Here is a 15,097-nt window from a genome sequence, read left to right on the forward strand (position 1 = left end):
TCTTGGCCGGAGCCTTCTTGGCTGCAGTCTTCTTCGCGGCAACCGTCTTGGCCGGAGCGACCTTCTTCGCGACCGTCTTCTTCGCTGCCGCAGTCTTGGCCGGAGCCTTCTTGGCTGCAGTCTTCTTCGCGGCAACCGTCTTGGCCGGTGCAGCCTTCTTGGCGGCGGTCTTCTTCGCGGCCGTCTTCTTGGCAGCAGCCTTCTTGGCGGCGGCCTTGGTGGCAGGCGCCGCTGCGCCGCGCTTGACTGCCGGACCGGTGGCCGGAAGCTTCTGGCCGCCAGCGATAACCGCCTTGAACTGAGCGCCCGGACGGAACGCCGGCACCGACGTCGGCTTGACCTTGACGGTCTCACCCGTGCGCGGGTTACGTGCGACACGTGCCGCGCGACGCCGCTGCTCGAAGACGCCGAAACCGGTGATGGTCACGCTGTCGCCGCGGTGCACTGCCCGGACGATCGTGTCCACGACATGCTCGACAGCTTCCGTTGCCGTGCGCCTGTCCGTGCCCAGTTTCTCGGTCAGAACATCGATGAGCTCTGCCTTATTCATTGAAATTCCTCCGCGAACTAATGGTCCATCATCGGACCGACTACGAACTACGGTAAACCTGAATACCGCAGGAGTCTATGTGCCACGCCAATTCTCAAACAACGCGGCACCATTCTCAGGAACTTATTATCTGGGAGACAGGGCTCCGATTCCAACTTTCAGTCGACGGAAGTGGGCTCCGGAAGAGTCACAGGTTTCCAAGAAGGCCTTGCCTTTTCGAACTCGGAAATGGCTTCTACCTGCCGTAATGTCAATCCGATGTCGTCCAGACCCTCGATCAGACGCCACCGCGTGTAGTCATCAATCGCAAAGGGCACCACGGTGGTTCCGGCCGTCACCGTCTTGTTCTCGAGGTCGACGATCAATTCGAGACCGGGCTGTTCGTCGAGCAACTTCCAGAGCAGTTCGACGTCCGACTGGGACACCTGGGCGGCCAGCAGACCGGCCTTGCCGGCGTTGCCCCGGAAGATGTCCGCGAACCGGGAGGCGATCACGACGCGAAATCCGAAGTCGGATAGCGCCCACACGGCGTGCTCGCGGGAGGACCCCGTGCCGAAGTCCGGTCCCGCGACCAGAACGCTGCCCTTGTCGTACGGGGCGACGTTGAGAACGAAGTTCGGATCGGTCCGCCACGCGGCGAACAGACCGTCCTCGAAACCGGTGCGGGTCACTCGTTTCAGGTAGACCGCCGGGATGATCTGGTCCGTGTCCACATTGGATCGCCGCAGCGGAACGCCGATACCTTTGTGCGTGCTAAAGGATTCCATCGAAAAATCTCCTAAATTCCTTGGGTCCTAGGCCAGATCTGACGGCGCGGACAGGGTTCCCCGGACTGCGGTCGCGGCGGCGACCAGCGGCGAAACCAGGTGAGTCCGCCCGCCCTTGCCTTGACGGCCTTCGAAATTGCGGTTGGACGTGGAGGCGGAACGCTCGCCGGGCGCGAGCTGATCCGGATTCATTCCGAGGCACATCGAGCAGCCCGCCTGCCGCCATTCGGCGCCGGCGGCGGTGAAGATCTCGCCGAGACCCTCCTTTTCGGCCTGGGCGCGCACGCGCATCGAACCCGGCACGATCAGCATCCGGACCCCGTCGGCGACGTGCCTTCCGCGCAACACGTCGGCCACCGCCCGCAGATCCTCGATCCGGCCGTTGGTGCACGAACCCACGAAAACTGTGTCGATCGCCACGTCACGCAACGGAGTTCCGGCTTCGAGACCCATGTAGGTCAACGCCTTCTCTGCGGCGTGACGTTCGCTCTCGTCCACGATCTGCTCCGGATCCGGCACGGCCTCACCGAGCGGCAGACCCTGCCCCGGGTTGGTGCCCCAGGTCACGAACGGCGTCAGCGAACTCGCGTCGATGTGGACCTCGTTGTCGAAAACCGCGCCCTCGTCGGTCTTCAACTGCTCCCAGGCCTCCACCGCGGCGTCCCAGTCGGCGCCCTTCGGCGCGTGGGGACGTCCCTTGATGAATTCGTAGGTGATCTCGTCCGGGGCGATCATGCCCGCCCGCGCGCCCGCCTCGATGGACATGTTGCAGATGGTCATCCGCGCTTCCATCGACATCTTCCGGATCGCTTCGCCGCGGTACTCCAGGACGTAGCCCTGGCCTCCGCCGGTTCCGATCTTCGCGATGACGGCCAGAATGAGATCTTTGCTCGTCACGCCCTCGGGCAATTCGCCGTCGACGGTGATCGCCATCGTCCGGAACGGACGCAGCGACAACGTCTGCGTCGCCATGACGTGTTCGACCTCACTGGTGCCGATACCCATCGCGATCGCACCGAAGGCCCCGTGGGTGGACGTGTGACTGTCGCCGCACACGACGGTCATACCGGGCTGGGTGAGACCGAGTTGCGGTCCGACGACGTGGACGATGCCCTGGTCGATGTTTCCCATCGGGTGCAGCCGGACGCCGAATTCCTCACAGTTGCGCCGGAGCGTGTCCACCTGAGTCTTGGAGACGGGGTCCGCGATCGGCTTGTCGATGTCGACGGTGGGGACGTTGTGGTCCTCGGTGGCGATCGTCAGGTCGGGCCTGCGGAGCGGGCGCCCCGCCAGTCGAAGTCCGTCGAATGCCTGCGGACTCGTCACTTCGTGAACGAGATGCAGATCGATGTAGATGAGGTCGGGGTTGTCTCCCTCACCCCGGACCACGACGTGGTCGTCCCACACCTTCTCTGCCAGGGTGCGTGCTTTCTCGGCCATCTTCTCCACCTCTGTGTGTCCCTCGCACCGCGGGCTTCGGACCGGTCCGCCGTGCGCTTGTTGTCGTTACCCTCTTCCCGAACACGCACTCGACGTGAGACGAAGGTGCGCTATGATCCCAATATGCGAGAAAGTGGTATCGACCTATGAGACAGCATAGCGGCATCGGGGTCCTTGACAAAGCGGTGGGCGTGCTCCACGCCGTGGCCGAGAAGCCCTGCAGCCTCACCGAACTGTGCTCGCGCACCGGACTCCCCCGCGCCACCGCCCACCGACTGGCCGTTGGACTCGAGGTCCACCGCCTCCTGACGCGTGACTCCGACGGGCTGTGGTGCCCCGGTCCCGGCCTCGCCGAACTCGCTGCAACGGCCAACGATCCGCTCGTCTCGGCGGCGGCTCTCGTCCTTCCGCGTCTGCGCGAGATCACCGGTGAGAGCGTGCAGCTGTACCGCCGGGAAGGCACGCAACGCATCTGCGTGGCGGCGATGGAGCCGCCCACCGGCCTCCGAGACACCGTTCTCGTCGGGGCACGCCTCCCGATGAGCGCCGGCTCGGGCGCCAAGGTCCTCCTCGCCTGGGCCGACCCGCAGACCCAGCGCACGGTTCTTCCCGACGCGGCGTTCGGCGAGCGCGTCCTGCTCGAGGTCCGCCGCCGCGGCTGGGCGCAGAGCGCCGCCGAGCGTGAACCCGGCGTCGCCAGTGTCGCCGCACCCGTGCGGGACTCCGCGGGCGCTGTCATCGCGGCGATTTCAGTGTCCGGCCCCATCGACAGGATGGGCAGGCGCCCCGGCGCCCGGTGGGCGGCCGACCTCCTCGCCGCCGCGGAGGCGCTGCACAAGAGACTCTGACCTCTCACGACCGACACTCACCGCGACAGGAGAAGCCGATGGGGAAGAACCAACGATCGCAGATCACGATGACGGATTCGGAGATCGCCGAATTCGTGGACCGGAGCCGGATCGCCACCCTGGCAACGGTGGCAGCGGACGGCAGGGCCCATCTGGTCGCCATGTGGTACGCCGTGATCGACGGCGAGATCTGGTTCGAGACGAAGTCGAAATCGCAGAAGGCGGTCAACCTGCGCCGCGACGACCGGGTCACCGTTCTGATCGAGGACGGCCAGACCTATGACACTCTGCGTGGAATTTCGGTCGAGGGCCGGGCGGAGATCGTGGAGGACCCCGATGCGATGTTCGCCGTCGGCGTCAGCGTGTGGGAGCGCTACACCGGGCCCTACACCGACGATCTGCGTCCCGCCATCGATCAGCTGCTGCACAAGCGGGTGGTCGTGCGGATCGTTCCCGAACGCATCAGAAGCTGGGACCACGCCAAGCTCGGCCTTCCCGCGATGCCGGTGGGCGGAACCACCGCGGCGTACCTGGAGACGGCCGACCGTCGCTCCTGACACCGGACAGGGCGGAAAAACAGGAGAATTCTCGGTGCCCTCGGCGTAGCTTCACAGAGTGAACCGACTACCCGAGGGAGTTCACCGTGACTGACGCCGATAACGAGGACACGAAAAAGAAATTCCGCGAAGCACTCGAGCGGAAGAATCATCAGGCCGGTCTGTCCGCCGATCACAAGGACGCGCATTCCAAGGTGCACGAGGCCCACGGGCCTGCCGATCACAAACGCGAATTCCGCCGCAAGACCGGATAAGCGACGCACCGTCCGTTTATATGAAGAAACACCCTCCGATTACTCGGAGGGTGTTTCTCTTTGTAGCCCCGACGGGATTCGAACCCGCGCTACCGCCTTGAGAGGGCGGCGTCCTAGGCCGCTAGACGACGGGGCCAGGAACTTTGTCTTGCTGTGGAAGCTCAGCAAGCATAGCTTCCAGAAGTTCGGAGTCAAAATCGGCCGAACTTCCGCTGGGGTACCAGGACTCGAACCTAGAATGGCGGTACCAGAAACCGCTGTGTTGCCAATTACACCATACCCCAATGGCCGTTCTCGAACCGCTGAGCTTCTGGGCTCTGCGGCCCGCCTCGGGCCGAAGAAGAGATTACCAGCCTACTGCCGGGATTTACCAAATCGTATGGTCAGAGGCTGTTTTTGCACCCTTTTCGGCCCGAGGGCGGCGGTTTCAGCCGGCGATGCCGGCCCGCGCGGAACGCAGCCGGGACAGCGACACGTCGCGTCCGAGCAGTTCCATCGATTCGTACAGCGGCGGGCTGATGTGCGAGCCCGTGACGGCCACCCGCACCGGAGCGAACGCCTTACGTGGCTTGAGGCCCAGTTCGTCCACGAGAGCGGTCTTGAGGGCCTCCTCCAGCGAGGCTGCGTCCCACGCACCGACTGCGTCCAGCGATGCGAGGGCGGCGTCGAGAACCGGGGCGGAGTCGGCCCCCAGGTTCTTCGCCCCGGCGGCCGGATCGATCGCGAAGTCGGCCTCCTCGACGAACAGGAACTTCAGCAGATCCCACGCGTCGGACAGGACCACGATGCGCGTCTGGACCAGATCGGCAGCGGTCGCGAAGACGGCCTCGTCCACCGTCTCCCCGAGGTGGCCGTGGAGCGTGAGGAAAGCACGCAGGCGCGCGGCGAAATCGGCGGGCTCGAGCAGCCGGATGTGCTCGGCGTTGATCGCGTCGGCCTTTTTCTGATCGAACCGGGCCGGATTGGAATTGACCTTGGAGATATCGAAGGCGGCGACCATCTCGTCCAGCGAGAACACGTCGTGGTCGTCGGAAATACCCCAGCCCAGCAGCGCCAGGTAATTCAACAATCCTTCGGGGACGAAACCGCGGTCGCGATGGATGAAGAGGTTCGACTCGGGATCGCGCTTGGACAGCTTCTTGTTGCCCTGCCCCATGACGAACGGCAGGTGCCCGAACTTCGGTGTGAAATCGGCCACGCCGATCCGCTGCATCGCCTCGTAGAGGGCGAGCTGCCGCGGCGTCGACGACAGCAGGTCCTCGCCGCGCAGGACGTGTGTGATCTTCATCAACGCGTCGTCGACGGGGTTGACCAACGTGTACAGCGGGATCCCGTTGCCGCGGGTCAGCGCGAAGTCGGGCACGGTGCCGGCCTTGAACGTCGTCTCGCCGCGCACGAGGTCGTCCCACGTCAGGTCGTGGTCGGGCATCCGGAGCCGGACCACGGGCTTGCGGCCCTCGTCGAGAAACGCCTGCCGCTGCTCCGGCGTCAGGTCACGATCGAAGTTGTCGTAGCCGAGCTTGGGGTCGTGGCCGGCGGCCTTGTGCCGCTCCTCGACCTCCTCGGGCGTCGAGAACGACTCGTACGCCTCGCCCGCCGCGAGCAGTTTCGCGACGACGTCCAGGTGCAGGTCACGTCGCTGGGACTGGCGGTACGGCTCGTACGGTCCCCCGACCTCCGGGCCCTCGTCCCAGTTCAGTCCGAGCCAGCGCAGCGCGTCCAGGATCGCCTGGTACGACTCCTCACTGTCACGGGCAGCATCGGTGTCCTCGATGCGGAACACGAACGACCCGCCGTTGTGTCGGGCGAACGCCCAGTTGAACAGGGCGGTTCGGACGAGCCCCACGTGCGGGGTTCCGGTGGGCGACGGGCAGAAACGGACGCGAACTTCGCTTGTGGTCATGGCTCACTTGGGTCGACGCTGGGAAAACGGACTCCTACAGGCTAGTCCGCTCCCGATGTCGACACGAGAGCCGTCAGCGCTTGGCGGTCACCGGGTTGGTGAGGGTGCCGATGCCGCCGATGGTCACGCTGACGCTCTGGCCGTCGACGATCGGACCGACTCCTTCCGGGGTACCCGTGAGGATGACGTCGCCCGGGAGCAGCGTCATCACGGCCGACACCCATTCGATGATCTTCGGAATGTCGTGCAGCAGAAGCGAAGTGTTGCTCCGCTGCTTCACCACCCCGTCGACCTCGGTGGTGATGTCGACGTCGGACGCGTCGAGCTGGGTCTCGATCCACGGCCCCAGCGGGCAGAACGTGTCATGGCCCTTCGCCCTCGTCCACTGACCGTCGTGGCGCTGATGGTCACGGGCCGACACGTCGTTGGCCGCCGTGTAGCCGAGCACCACGTCGAGCGCCTTCGCCGCGGGCACGTCCTTGCAGGGGCGCCCGATGACGACCGCGAGTTCCCCTTCGTAGTGAACTTCGTTGGAGGACTTCGGCAGGACGATCGCGGCGTCGGGGCCCACGATCGAGGTGTTGGGCTTGAGGAAGATCACAGGATCGGCCGGTGCCTCTCCCCCCATCTCGGCGGCGTGGGCGGCGTAGTTCTTTCCGATGGCGACGACCTTGCTGGCGAGGATCGGGGCCAGCAGTCGCACATCGGCGAGCGGCCAGCTCCGGCCGGTGAAAGTCGGGTTGCCGAACGGATGCTCGGCGATCTCCTTCGCGATCGGGGACTCCCCGTCTCCTTCGATACTGACGAACGCAACACCATCGGGACTTGCCACTCGACCAAGACGCATGGCGCCGAGTCTATCGGCCCGGGTTCACCGCCGTGCCGGGACGCCGGAGGACGCGGGGTATAGACTCCCCATCAACGCCAATATATGAGAATCAAATCCTAGATATTGAGATGACATGACAGCATCGATCGACACCGCGTCCGCCGTCGGAACTGCTCGCAGATGGTGGATGCTCGCCCTCGGGATGTTCGCCCAGGCCGCACAGGCGGTCTTCGTCAACGGCGTCGCCTTCCTCATCCCCGAACTCCAGGCAAACCACGGGCTCAGTCTCGCCCGCACCGGACTCGTCGTCGCCGCACCCACCCTCGGGGTCATGGTCACGCTGATCGCGTGGGGCGCACTGGCCGACCGCTACGGCGAACGCCGGGTGCTGGCCGCAGGCATGGCCACCACCGCGGCTGCGGGCGCGGGCGCGGCCCTCGCCGGATCGCTCACGGCCACCGCGGTCTTCCTGCTGCTCGGCGGCATGGCGGCGGCCTCGGCGAATGCCGCGAGCGGACGCGTCGTCGTCGGATGGTTCCCGCCCGAGCGCCGCGGCCTGGCCATGGGCATCCGGCAGATGTCACTGCCGCTCGGCATCGCCTGCGCTGCGCTGACGCTCCCCTCGCTCGCCCACGACCACGGCATCGGATGGGCGCTCGCGCTGCCCGCCGCCCTGTGCGCCGCCGCCGCGCTGGCCTGCGCACTCTGGGTGGTCGATCCGCCCCGGCCGAGTCGCAGCGACGCGGCGGATCTCGGCATGCTCACGAATCCGTACCGCAGCAGCGGCACACTGTGGCGTATCCACGCCGTCTCCGTGCTGCTCGTCGTGCCCCAGTACACGGTGTGGACGTACGCACTCGTGTGGCTGATCTCCGAAAGGCACTGGGAAGCAACGGCGGCCGGCCTGATCGTGACCCTCGCCCAGATCCTCGGCGCGTTCGGCCGGATGGGCGTCGGTTTCTGGTCGGACGTGGTGGGCAGCCGCATGCGTCCGCTTCGCTGGGTCGCGGCCGGCGGCGGACTGTCGATGGCGGCGCTCGCCGCGACGGACGCGATGGATTCGCCTCTCGCGATCGTGGCGCTGCTCGCGGCGTCCGTCGCGACGGTGGCACCGAACGGGCTCGCCTTCACCGCCGTCGCCGAGATCGCGGGCCCGTTCTGGGGTGGGCGCGCCCTCGGAGTCCAGAACACCGGACAGTTCGTCGCGGCCTCGATCGTTCCCCCGGTGTTCGGCGCGCTGATCGGAATCGTCGGATTCCCGGTGACTTTCGCGATAGCCGCGGGATTCCCGGCCGCCTCGATACCACTGATCCCCGTGGCCCGGTCCGAAGACCGGGCCACGGGGATCGAGGGAGACAGGGCCGAAGCCCGGACCTAGAGGGCCGCAGCGATCCGGTCGCCGACCTCCGACGTAACGACCTTCGAGTCGCCCCGGGACGCCAGATCGGCCTCGACCGCAGCTTCGATGCGCGCGGCGTCACCCTCCCGGCCGAGGTGACGCAGCAGCAGTGCCGCGGACAGGATGGCCGCCGTGGGATCCGCGATCCCCTGGCCCGCGATGTCCGGGGCGCTGCCGTGCACCGGTTCGAACATCGACGGGTTCGTCCCCGAGGCGTCGATGTTCCCCGACGCCGCCAGGCCGATACCGCCCGTGACCGCACCCGCGAGGTCGGTGATGATGTCGCCGAACAGGTTGTCCGTGACGATCACGTCGAAGCGCGACGGGTCGGTGACCATGTAGATGGTGGCCGCGTCGATGTGGCAGTACGCCGTCTCCACGTCGGGATATTCCGCCGACACCGTCTCCACGGCACGCGTCCAGATCGCACCGGCGTTGGAGAGGACGTTCGTCTTGTGGATCAGGGTGACGTGCTTGCGCCGGGTCTGCGCGAGGGCGAAGGCATACCGCACCACCCGCTCGGCGCCGAACCACGTGTTGATCGACACCTCGGTCGCGATCTCGTGCGGAGTGCCGACACGGATCGCGCCACCGTTACCGGTGTACGGGCCCTCGGTGCCCTCGCGCACCACCACGAAATCGATGTCCGGCTGCGCCGCGAGCGGCGACTTCGATCCCGGATAGAGCTGCGACGGACGCAGATTCACGTGATGATCCAACGCGAACCGCATGTTCAGCAGCAGACCACGCTCGAGTACGCCCGGCGTGACCGACGGGTCGCCGATGGCGCCCAGCAGGATCGCGTCGTGCTCGCGGATCGCCGCGAGATCGGCGTCCGGGAGCAATTCCCCCGTGGCGTTGTAGCGACGGGCACCGAGGTCGTACTCGGTGGTCTCGAGATCGGGGACGAGTTTCCGCAGCACCTTCAGCGCCTCGGCCGTGACCTCGACACCGATGCCGTCACCCGGAATGACCGCAAGCTTCATGAACGCCTCACTTCACATAGAGCTGTGCGCGTGCCACGACGGGGTCGTGGCACGCGCACAGTGGGGATTAGGCCAGGTTGACGAGCTCGATCTTGGTGGCGCCGACGGCGGTGGAGATCGCGTCCCGCACCTCGCTCGGCACCTCCTGGTCGACGCGGAGGAGGATGGTCGCACCCTCGCCCTCGGCGTCCTGGCTGAGCTGCGCAGCCTGGATGTCGATGCCGGCATTGCCGAGCTGCGTGCCGATCTTGCCCAGCGCGCCGGGCTGATCGGTGTAGTTGATCACCAGGTTGAGACCCTCGGCGCGCAGTTCGAAGTTGCGGCCGTTGATGTTGACGATCTTCTCGACCTGCTGCGGGCCGGTCAGCGTGCCCGACACGCTGAGGACGCTGCCGTCGCCGAACACGGCGCGCAGGTCCACCACGCTGCGGTGGTTGGGGCTTTCGGCGGCCTTGGTGACCTCTGCCGTGACACCGCGCTCCTCCGCGAGGGCGGGGGCGTTGACGAACGTGACCGCGTCCTCGATGACGGCGGAGAACACGCCGCGCAGAGCCGAGAGCGCGAGCACCTCGACGTCCTCGGAGGCGAGCTCGCCGCGCACGTCGACGGACAGGCTGACGGGCAGTTCACCCGACAGGGCGCCGAGAAGCACACCCTGCTTGCGGACGATCTCGAGCCACGGGGCCACTTCCTCGCCCACGGCGCCACCGGACACGTTGACGGCGTCCGGGACGAAATCGCCTGCGAGAGCCAGCAGTACGGACTTCGCGACGTCCGTGCCCGCGCGGTCCTGGGCCTCGCTCGTCGACGCGCCGAGGTGCGGCGTCACGACGACCTCGGGCAGTTCGAACAGCGGGCTGTCGGTGCACGGCTCGGTCTCGAACACGTCGAGGCCGGCGGCGCGCACGTGACCCGACTTGATGGCCTCGGCCAGCGCGGCCTCGTCGATCAGGCCGCCGCGGGCGGCGTTGACGATGACGACGCCCTTCTTGGTCTTCGCCAGGTTCTCCGTGCCGAGCAGCCCCTTGGTCTCCGGGGTCTTGGGGAGGTGCACGGAGATCAAGTCGGCGCGCTCCAGCAGTTCGTCGAGGGTGACGAGTTCGATACCGAGCTGCGCGGCGCGCGCGGCCGACACGTAGGGGTCGTACGCGATGACGTGGGTCTCGAACGCGGCGAGGCGCTGCGCGAACAGCTGCCCGATGCGGCCGAGGCCGACGACGCCGACGGTCTTGCCGAAGATCTCGACGCCGTTGAACTTGCTGCGCTTCCACTCGCGGTCGCGCAGGGTGGCGTCGGCGGCGGGGATCTGGCGGGCGGTGGCGAGCATCAGCGCGACGGCGTGCTCGGCGGCCGTGTGGATGTTGGACGTCGGGGCGTTGACGACCATGACACCGCGCTCGGTGGCGGCGGGCACGTCGACGTTGTCGAGGCCGACGCCGGCGCGGGCGACGATCTTGAGCTTGGTACCGGCCGCCAGAACCTCGGCGTCGACGGTGGTGGCGGAACGGACGAGGATCGCGTCGGCCTCGGGCACCGCCGCGAGCAGGGCCGGGCGATCAGGTCCGTCGACCCATCGCACCTCCACACCGTCGCCCAATGCCTCGACGGTGGACGGCGCGAGCTTGTCGGCGATCAGAACTACAGGACGGCCTGGCTGGCTCACGTGCAAACTCCCTGAATAGGTGGGTGTGGGGGTGTTTTAACCACACACAGCTTAGTCCGCCCTCACCGGGAAACCGCATCCTGGTCTGCGATACCACATAGTGGACGCCTGCAACAACGGAAACGGGCACGAAACAACACCGGCCCGACGTCGCTGCGGGGACCTCCGACGAGGCCGCCGCGACATCGGGCCGGTGTTGCGGTGGAGCTGTAAAGCGGTGAAACCTAGGCGGTTTCGGTGATCGGGCGGTCGACCCAGCTCATCAGGTCGCGCAGCTTCTTGCCGGTGACCTCGATGGGGTGCTCGGCGTTGGCCTTGCGCAGACCCTCGAGCTCGGTGTTGCCGTTCTCGACGTTGGCGACGAGACGGCGGGTGAACTCACCCGACTGGATGTCGGCGAGGATCGCCTTCATGCGTTCCTTGGTGCCGGCGTCGATGACGCGCGGGCCGGACAGGTAGCCGCCGAACTCCGCGGTGTCGGACACCGAGTAGTTCATGCGGGCGATGCCACCCTCGTACATGAGGTCGACGATGAGCTTGAGCTCGTGCAGGACCTCGAAGTACGCCATCTCGGGCGCGTAGCCGGCCTCGACCATGACCTCGAAACCGGTCTTGACCAGTTCCTCGGTGCCACCGCACAGCACGGCCTGCTCGCCGAAGAGGTCCGTCTCGGTCTCTTCCTTGAACGTGGTCTTGATGACACCGGCGCGGGCGCCACCGATGGCCTTGGCGTAGGACAGCGCGAGAGCCTGGCCCTCACCCTTCGGGTCCTGGTCGATCGCGATGAGCGCGGGAACACCCTTGCCGTCGACGAACTGACGACGCACCAGGTGGCCCGGGCCCTTGGGGGCGACCATGCCGACCGTGACGTTGGCCGGAGCCTCGATCAGCTTGAAGTGGATGTTGAGGCCGTGTCCGAAGAACAGCGCGTCGCCGTCCTTCAGGTTCGGCTCGATGTCCGCCTTGAAGATCGACGCCTGCGCGGTGTCGGGTGCGAGCACCATGATCACGTCGGCCCACTCCGAGACCTCGGCGGGGGTACCGACGGTCAGGCCCTGCTCCTCGGCCTTCGCGCGAGACTTCGAGCCTTCCTTGAGGCCGATACGCACATCGACGCCCGAGTCGCGCAGGCTCAGCGAGTGCGCGTGGCCCTGGCTTCCGTAACCGATCACAGCGACCTTACGGCCCTGGATGATCGACAGATCGGCATCGTCGTCGTAGAACATCTCGACTGCCACAGTTCAACCTCTTTCTTGGATTTGCGTATCTAAAGTACTAGCGAGTGGCCGTGATGGACTTAGGCCCCCGTCCCACGGCCACGACCCCGGACTGCACGATCTCCCGGATGCCGTACGGATCGAGCATCCGCAGCAGCGCATCCAGCTTGGATCGCGTTCCAGTCGCCTCGATCGTGACCGACTCCGGGGAGACGTCGATCACCTTGGCGCGGAACAGATTCACCGTCTCGATCACCTGCGTGCGCACGCTGGCGTCGGCTCGCACCTTGATGAGCACCAGCTCGCGGGCGACGGAGGCCTCACCGTCCTGCTCGACGATCTTGATGACGTTGACGAGCTTGTTCAGCTGCTTGGTCACCTGCTCGAGCGGGAACTCGTCGACGGTCACGACGATGGTCATGCGTGAGATCTCGGGAAGCTCGGTGCCACCGACGGCGAGCGACTCGATGTTGAACCCACGACGGGAGAACAGCGCGGCCACCCTGGCCAGCACGCCCGGCTTGTCCTCGACGAGAACACTGAGGGTGTGGCTGGTGCTCACTGATCTTCCTCCCTGGCCGCTGCGGCCGTGCCCGAACGCTGCTCGCGCTCCATGGCCTCGTGAATGACGGCCGGCTCGGCGGCCGCCTCGTCGTCGTCGAACAGCGGACGGATGCCCCGCGCCGCCATGATCTCGTCGTTGCTCGTGCCCGCCGCGACCATCGGCCACACCTGGGCGTCGGCGCCGACGATGAAGTCGATCACCACCGGCTTGTCGTTGATCGCCTGTGCCTCACGGATCGCCGCCTCGACGTCCTCTTCGCGCTCGACGCGAATGCCGTGGCAGCCCAACGCCTCCGCGAGCTTCACGAAGTCGGGGATGCGGACGGCGCCGTGCGTGCCGAGGTTCGTGTTGGAGTAACGCTCGTCGTAGAACAGCGTCTGCCACTGGCGCACCATGCCGAGGTTGCCGTTGTTGATGAGCGCAACCTTGATCGGGATGCCCTCGAGCGCACAGGTGGCGAGTTCCTGATTGGTCATCTGGAAGCAGCCGTCACCGTCGATGGCCCACACCTCGGTGTCGGGCATGCCCATCTTGGCGCCCATCGCGGCGGGCACGGCGTAACCCATCGTGCCGAGTCCGCCGGAGTTCAGCCAGGTGCGCGGCTTCTCGTAGTTGACGAACTGCGCGGCCCACATCTGGTGCTGGCCGACACCGGCGCAATAGATCGCGTCGGGACCGGCGAGCTTGCCGACCGACTGGATCACGTATTCCGGGGACAGCGCGCCGTCGGAGGGACGGTCGTAGCTGAGCGGGTACGTGCGGCGGATCCCGTCGAGGTACGCCCACCACTCGGTGAGGTCCAGCGTGGTTCCGGTGGCCAGGTCGGCCTTGATCGCCTCGATCAGCTCGACGATGACCTCTTTGCAGTCGCCCACGATCGGGACGTCCGCGTACCGGTTCTTGCCGATCTCCGCCGGATCGATGTCGGCGTGGATGACCTTGGCGTCGGGGGCGAACGAATCGAGCTGACCGGTGACGCGGTCGTCGAAGCGCGCGCCGAGCGTGATCATCAGGTCGCTGCGCTGCAGTGCCGCGACCGCCGCGACCGTGCCGTGCATACCGGGCATGCCACAGTTCAGCGTGTGGCTGTCCGGGAACGCGCCGCGCGCCATGAGGGTGGTGACCACCGGAATGCCGGTGAGCTCGGCCAGTTCGAGCAGTTCCGGAGACGCCTCGGCCTTGACCACGCCGCCACCGACGTACAGCACCGGGTGCTTCGCGTCGGCGATCAGGCGAGCGGCCTCGCGGACCTGCTTGCCGTGCGGCTTCGTGACGGGGCGGTATCCGGGCAGCCGCATCTCCGGTGGCCACGAGAACGTGGTCTGCGCCTGGAGGACGTCCTTCGGGATGTCGACGAGCACCGCGCCGGGACGACCGCTGGAGGCGAGGTAGAAGGCCTCCGCGATGATCCGGGGGATGTCGACGCCGTCGGTGATGAGGAAGTTGTGCTTCGTGATGGGCATCGTGATGCCGGAGATGTCGGCTTCCTGGAACGCATCCGTGCCGATGAGCCCGCGGCCGACCTGACCGGTGATGGCCACGACCGGAACGGAGTCCATCTGCGCGTCGGCGAGCGGCGTCACGAGGTTCGTCGCGCCGGGACCGGACGTCGCCATGCAGACGCCGACCTTGCCGGTCGCCTGGGCGTACCCGGTGGCGGCGTGACCTGCACCCTGCTCGTGACGGACGAGCACGTGCCGGACCTTCTTCGAGTCGAAGAGCGGGTCGTAGACAGGCAGAACGGCACCACCCGGAATGCCGAATACCGTGTCGACCTCGAGCTCCTCGAGGGCTCGGACCACGGACTGGGCGCCGCTGACCCGCTCGGGGGCGAGTTGGCGGCGGCTACCGGTCTGCGTCGCGGCGGCCGCGGTCGTCGGGCTTGCTGCCCCCGACTTGCGCGGCGTGGGTTGAGGCCGTGCGGTTGGTGCGCTCACTGGGAAATCCTCTGATTCTGGCTCCGGGCAACAAAAAACCCCCGTCAGCTGATGCTGTACGAGGGTGGCGCGTCGTTATCTGGCGAGTTGAAGAAATCGACTCAGGCGACGACGCGCCGGCCGATTACGAGCAACTCATTCTGTTTCACGCGCTCGACGGTAGGCGCGCTAATGGTGAACAG

At 66.6% G+C, this 15,097-nt stretch carries 14 protein-coding genes and 2 tRNA genes; 4 read left to right on the forward strand and 12 right to left on the reverse strand.

What is annotated here, in order from left to right; genetic code table 11:
- The 3 genes from P3H15_RS23680 to leuC form a co-directional block, all read right to left on the reverse strand.
- A partial coding sequence (locus P3H15_RS23680) for an HU family DNA-binding protein (RefSeq protein ID WP_276139464.1) occupies positions 1 to 550 on the reverse strand: 550 nt, incomplete at its 3' end.
- 158 nt (positions 551 to 708) lie between these two features.
- Positions 709 to 1,317, reverse strand: a complete 609-nt coding sequence (leuD, locus tag P3H15_RS23685) for a 3-isopropylmalate dehydratase small subunit (RefSeq protein WP_276139465.1) — start codon at positions 1,315 to 1,317, stop codon at positions 709 to 711.
- A gap of 27 nt (positions 1,318 to 1,344) precedes the next feature.
- Entirely contained in the window at positions 1,345 to 2,766 is a 1,422-nt protein-coding gene (gene leuC, locus P3H15_RS23690; protein ID WP_276139466.1) for a 3-isopropylmalate dehydratase large subunit, read from the reverse strand.
- Positions 2,767 to 2,903: 137 nt separating this feature from the next.
- On the opposite strand from leuC, the gene P3H15_RS23695 reads away from it, so the two are divergent.
- The 3 genes from P3H15_RS23695 (at position 2,904) to P3H15_RS23705 (ending at position 4,416) form a co-directional block, all read left to right on the forward strand.
- Positions 2,904 to 3,605 carry an IclR family transcriptional regulator gene (locus P3H15_RS23695; RefSeq protein ID WP_015890242.1) on the forward strand — a complete coding sequence of 234 codons (702 nt, stop codon included), beginning with the start codon at positions 2,904 to 2,906 and terminating at the stop codon, positions 3,603 to 3,605.
- A 38-nt stretch (positions 3,606 to 3,643) separates the two neighbouring features.
- Positions 3,644 to 4,162: a pyridoxamine 5'-phosphate oxidase family protein gene (locus P3H15_RS23700; RefSeq protein WP_276139467.1), complete on the forward strand. Its 519-nt coding sequence runs from the start codon at positions 3,644 to 3,646 to the stop codon at positions 4,160 to 4,162.
- Positions 4,163 to 4,248: 86 nt separating this feature from the next.
- Positions 4,249 to 4,416, forward strand: coding sequence for a DUF5302 domain-containing protein (locus P3H15_RS23705; protein WP_015890240.1), 168 nt, complete (start codon positions 4,249 to 4,251; stop codon positions 4,414 to 4,416).
- A 63-nt stretch (positions 4,417 to 4,479) separates the two neighbouring features.
- On the opposite strand, the gene P3H15_RS23710 is transcribed toward P3H15_RS23705, so the two are convergent.
- The 4 genes from P3H15_RS23710 to P3H15_RS23725 form a co-directional block, all read right to left on the reverse strand.
- Positions 4,480 to 4,552: transfer RNA gene (locus P3H15_RS23710), tRNA-Glu, on the reverse strand.
- Positions 4,553 to 4,628: 76 nt separating this feature from the next.
- Positions 4,629 to 4,700 (reverse strand) — tRNA-Gln (locus P3H15_RS23715).
- A gap of 143 nt (positions 4,701 to 4,843) precedes the next feature.
- Complete coding sequence (gltX, locus tag P3H15_RS23720) at positions 4,844 to 6,319, reverse strand: glutamate--tRNA ligase (protein ID WP_276139468.1); 1,476 nt, start codon at positions 6,317 to 6,319, stop codon at positions 4,844 to 4,846.
- A 73-nt stretch (positions 6,320 to 6,392) separates the two neighbouring features.
- Positions 6,393 to 7,166: a fumarylacetoacetate hydrolase family protein gene (locus P3H15_RS23725; RefSeq protein WP_276139469.1), complete on the reverse strand. Its 774-nt coding sequence runs from the start codon at positions 7,164 to 7,166 to the stop codon at positions 6,393 to 6,395.
- 115 nt (positions 7,167 to 7,281) lie between these two features.
- Here P3H15_RS23725 and P3H15_RS23730 point away from each other — a divergent pair, with 115 nt between their 5' ends.
- Complete coding sequence (locus P3H15_RS23730; RefSeq protein WP_276139470.1) at positions 7,282 to 8,526, forward strand: MFS transporter; 1,245 nt, start codon at positions 7,282 to 7,284, stop codon at positions 8,524 to 8,526.
- Here the strand turns inward: P3H15_RS23730 and P3H15_RS23735 are convergent.
- The 5 genes from P3H15_RS23735 to P3H15_RS23755 form a co-directional block, all read right to left on the reverse strand.
- Positions 8,523 to 9,533: a 3-isopropylmalate dehydrogenase gene (locus tag P3H15_RS23735; RefSeq protein WP_095860790.1), complete on the reverse strand. Its 1,011-nt coding sequence runs from the start codon at positions 9,531 to 9,533 to the stop codon at positions 8,523 to 8,525. The two genes, P3H15_RS23730 and P3H15_RS23735, sit on opposite strands and share 4 nt — an antisense overlap.
- Before the next feature lie 67 nt (positions 9,534 to 9,600).
- Positions 9,601 to 11,196 (reverse strand): phosphoglycerate dehydrogenase, encoded by a 1,596-nt coding sequence (serA, locus tag P3H15_RS23740; protein WP_276139471.1) that lies wholly within the window; start codon positions 11,194 to 11,196, stop codon positions 9,601 to 9,603.
- Between the two features lie 224 nt (positions 11,197 to 11,420).
- Positions 11,421 to 12,422 (reverse strand): ketol-acid reductoisomerase, encoded by a 1,002-nt coding sequence (ilvC, locus tag P3H15_RS23745; RefSeq protein WP_174705454.1) that lies wholly within the window; start codon positions 12,420 to 12,422, stop codon positions 11,421 to 11,423.
- Between the two features lie 49 nt (positions 12,423 to 12,471).
- Positions 12,472 to 12,975, reverse strand: a complete 504-nt coding sequence (gene ilvN / locus P3H15_RS23750; protein WP_015890233.1) for an acetolactate synthase small subunit — start codon at positions 12,973 to 12,975, stop codon at positions 12,472 to 12,474.
- Positions 12,972 to 14,915, reverse strand: coding sequence for an acetolactate synthase large subunit (locus P3H15_RS23755; RefSeq protein WP_276139472.1), 1,944 nt, complete (start codon positions 14,913 to 14,915; stop codon positions 12,972 to 12,974). Before P3H15_RS23755 ends, ilvN begins: the two co-directional genes overlap by 4 nt.
- Positions 14,916 to 15,097 lie beyond the last annotated feature (182 nt).

This window comes from Rhodococcus sp. T2V (genome assembly GCF_029269925.1).
Taxonomy (GTDB): domain Bacteria; phylum Actinomycetota; class Actinomycetes; order Mycobacteriales; family Mycobacteriaceae; genus Rhodococcus_F; species Rhodococcus_F koreensis.

What these genes read in the sequence shown, in the direction of transcription:
- P3H15_RS23725 (WP_276139469.1), bottom strand. Translation starts at nt 7,166, where the DNA reads ATGCGTCTTGGTCGAGTGGCAAGTCCCGATGGTGTTGCGTTCGTCAGT.
- P3H15_RS23695 (WP_015890242.1), top strand. Translation starts at nt 2,904, where the DNA reads ATGAGACAGCATAGCGGCATCGGGGTCCTTGACAAAGCGGTGGGCGTG.
- gltX (WP_276139468.1), bottom strand. Translation starts at nt 6,319, where the DNA reads ATGACCACAAGCGAAGTTCGCGTCCGTTTCTGCCCGTCGCCCACCGGA.
- ilvC (WP_174705454.1), bottom strand. Translation starts at nt 12,422, where the DNA reads ATGTTCTACGACGACGATGCCGATCTGTCGATCATCCAGGGCCGTAAG.
- leuD (WP_276139465.1), bottom strand. Translation starts at nt 1,317, where the DNA reads ATGGAATCCTTTAGCACGCACAAAGGTATCGGCGTTCCGCTGCGGCGA.
- P3H15_RS23700 (WP_276139467.1), top strand. Translation starts at nt 3,644, where the DNA reads ATGGGGAAGAACCAACGATCGCAGATCACGATGACGGATTCGGAGATC.
- P3H15_RS23735 (WP_095860790.1), bottom strand. Translation starts at nt 9,533, where the DNA reads ATGAAGCTTGCGGTCATTCCGGGTGACGGCATCGGTGTCGAGGTCACG.
- P3H15_RS23730 (WP_276139470.1), top strand. Translation starts at nt 7,282, where the DNA reads ATGACAGCATCGATCGACACCGCGTCCGCCGTCGGAACTGCTCGCAGA.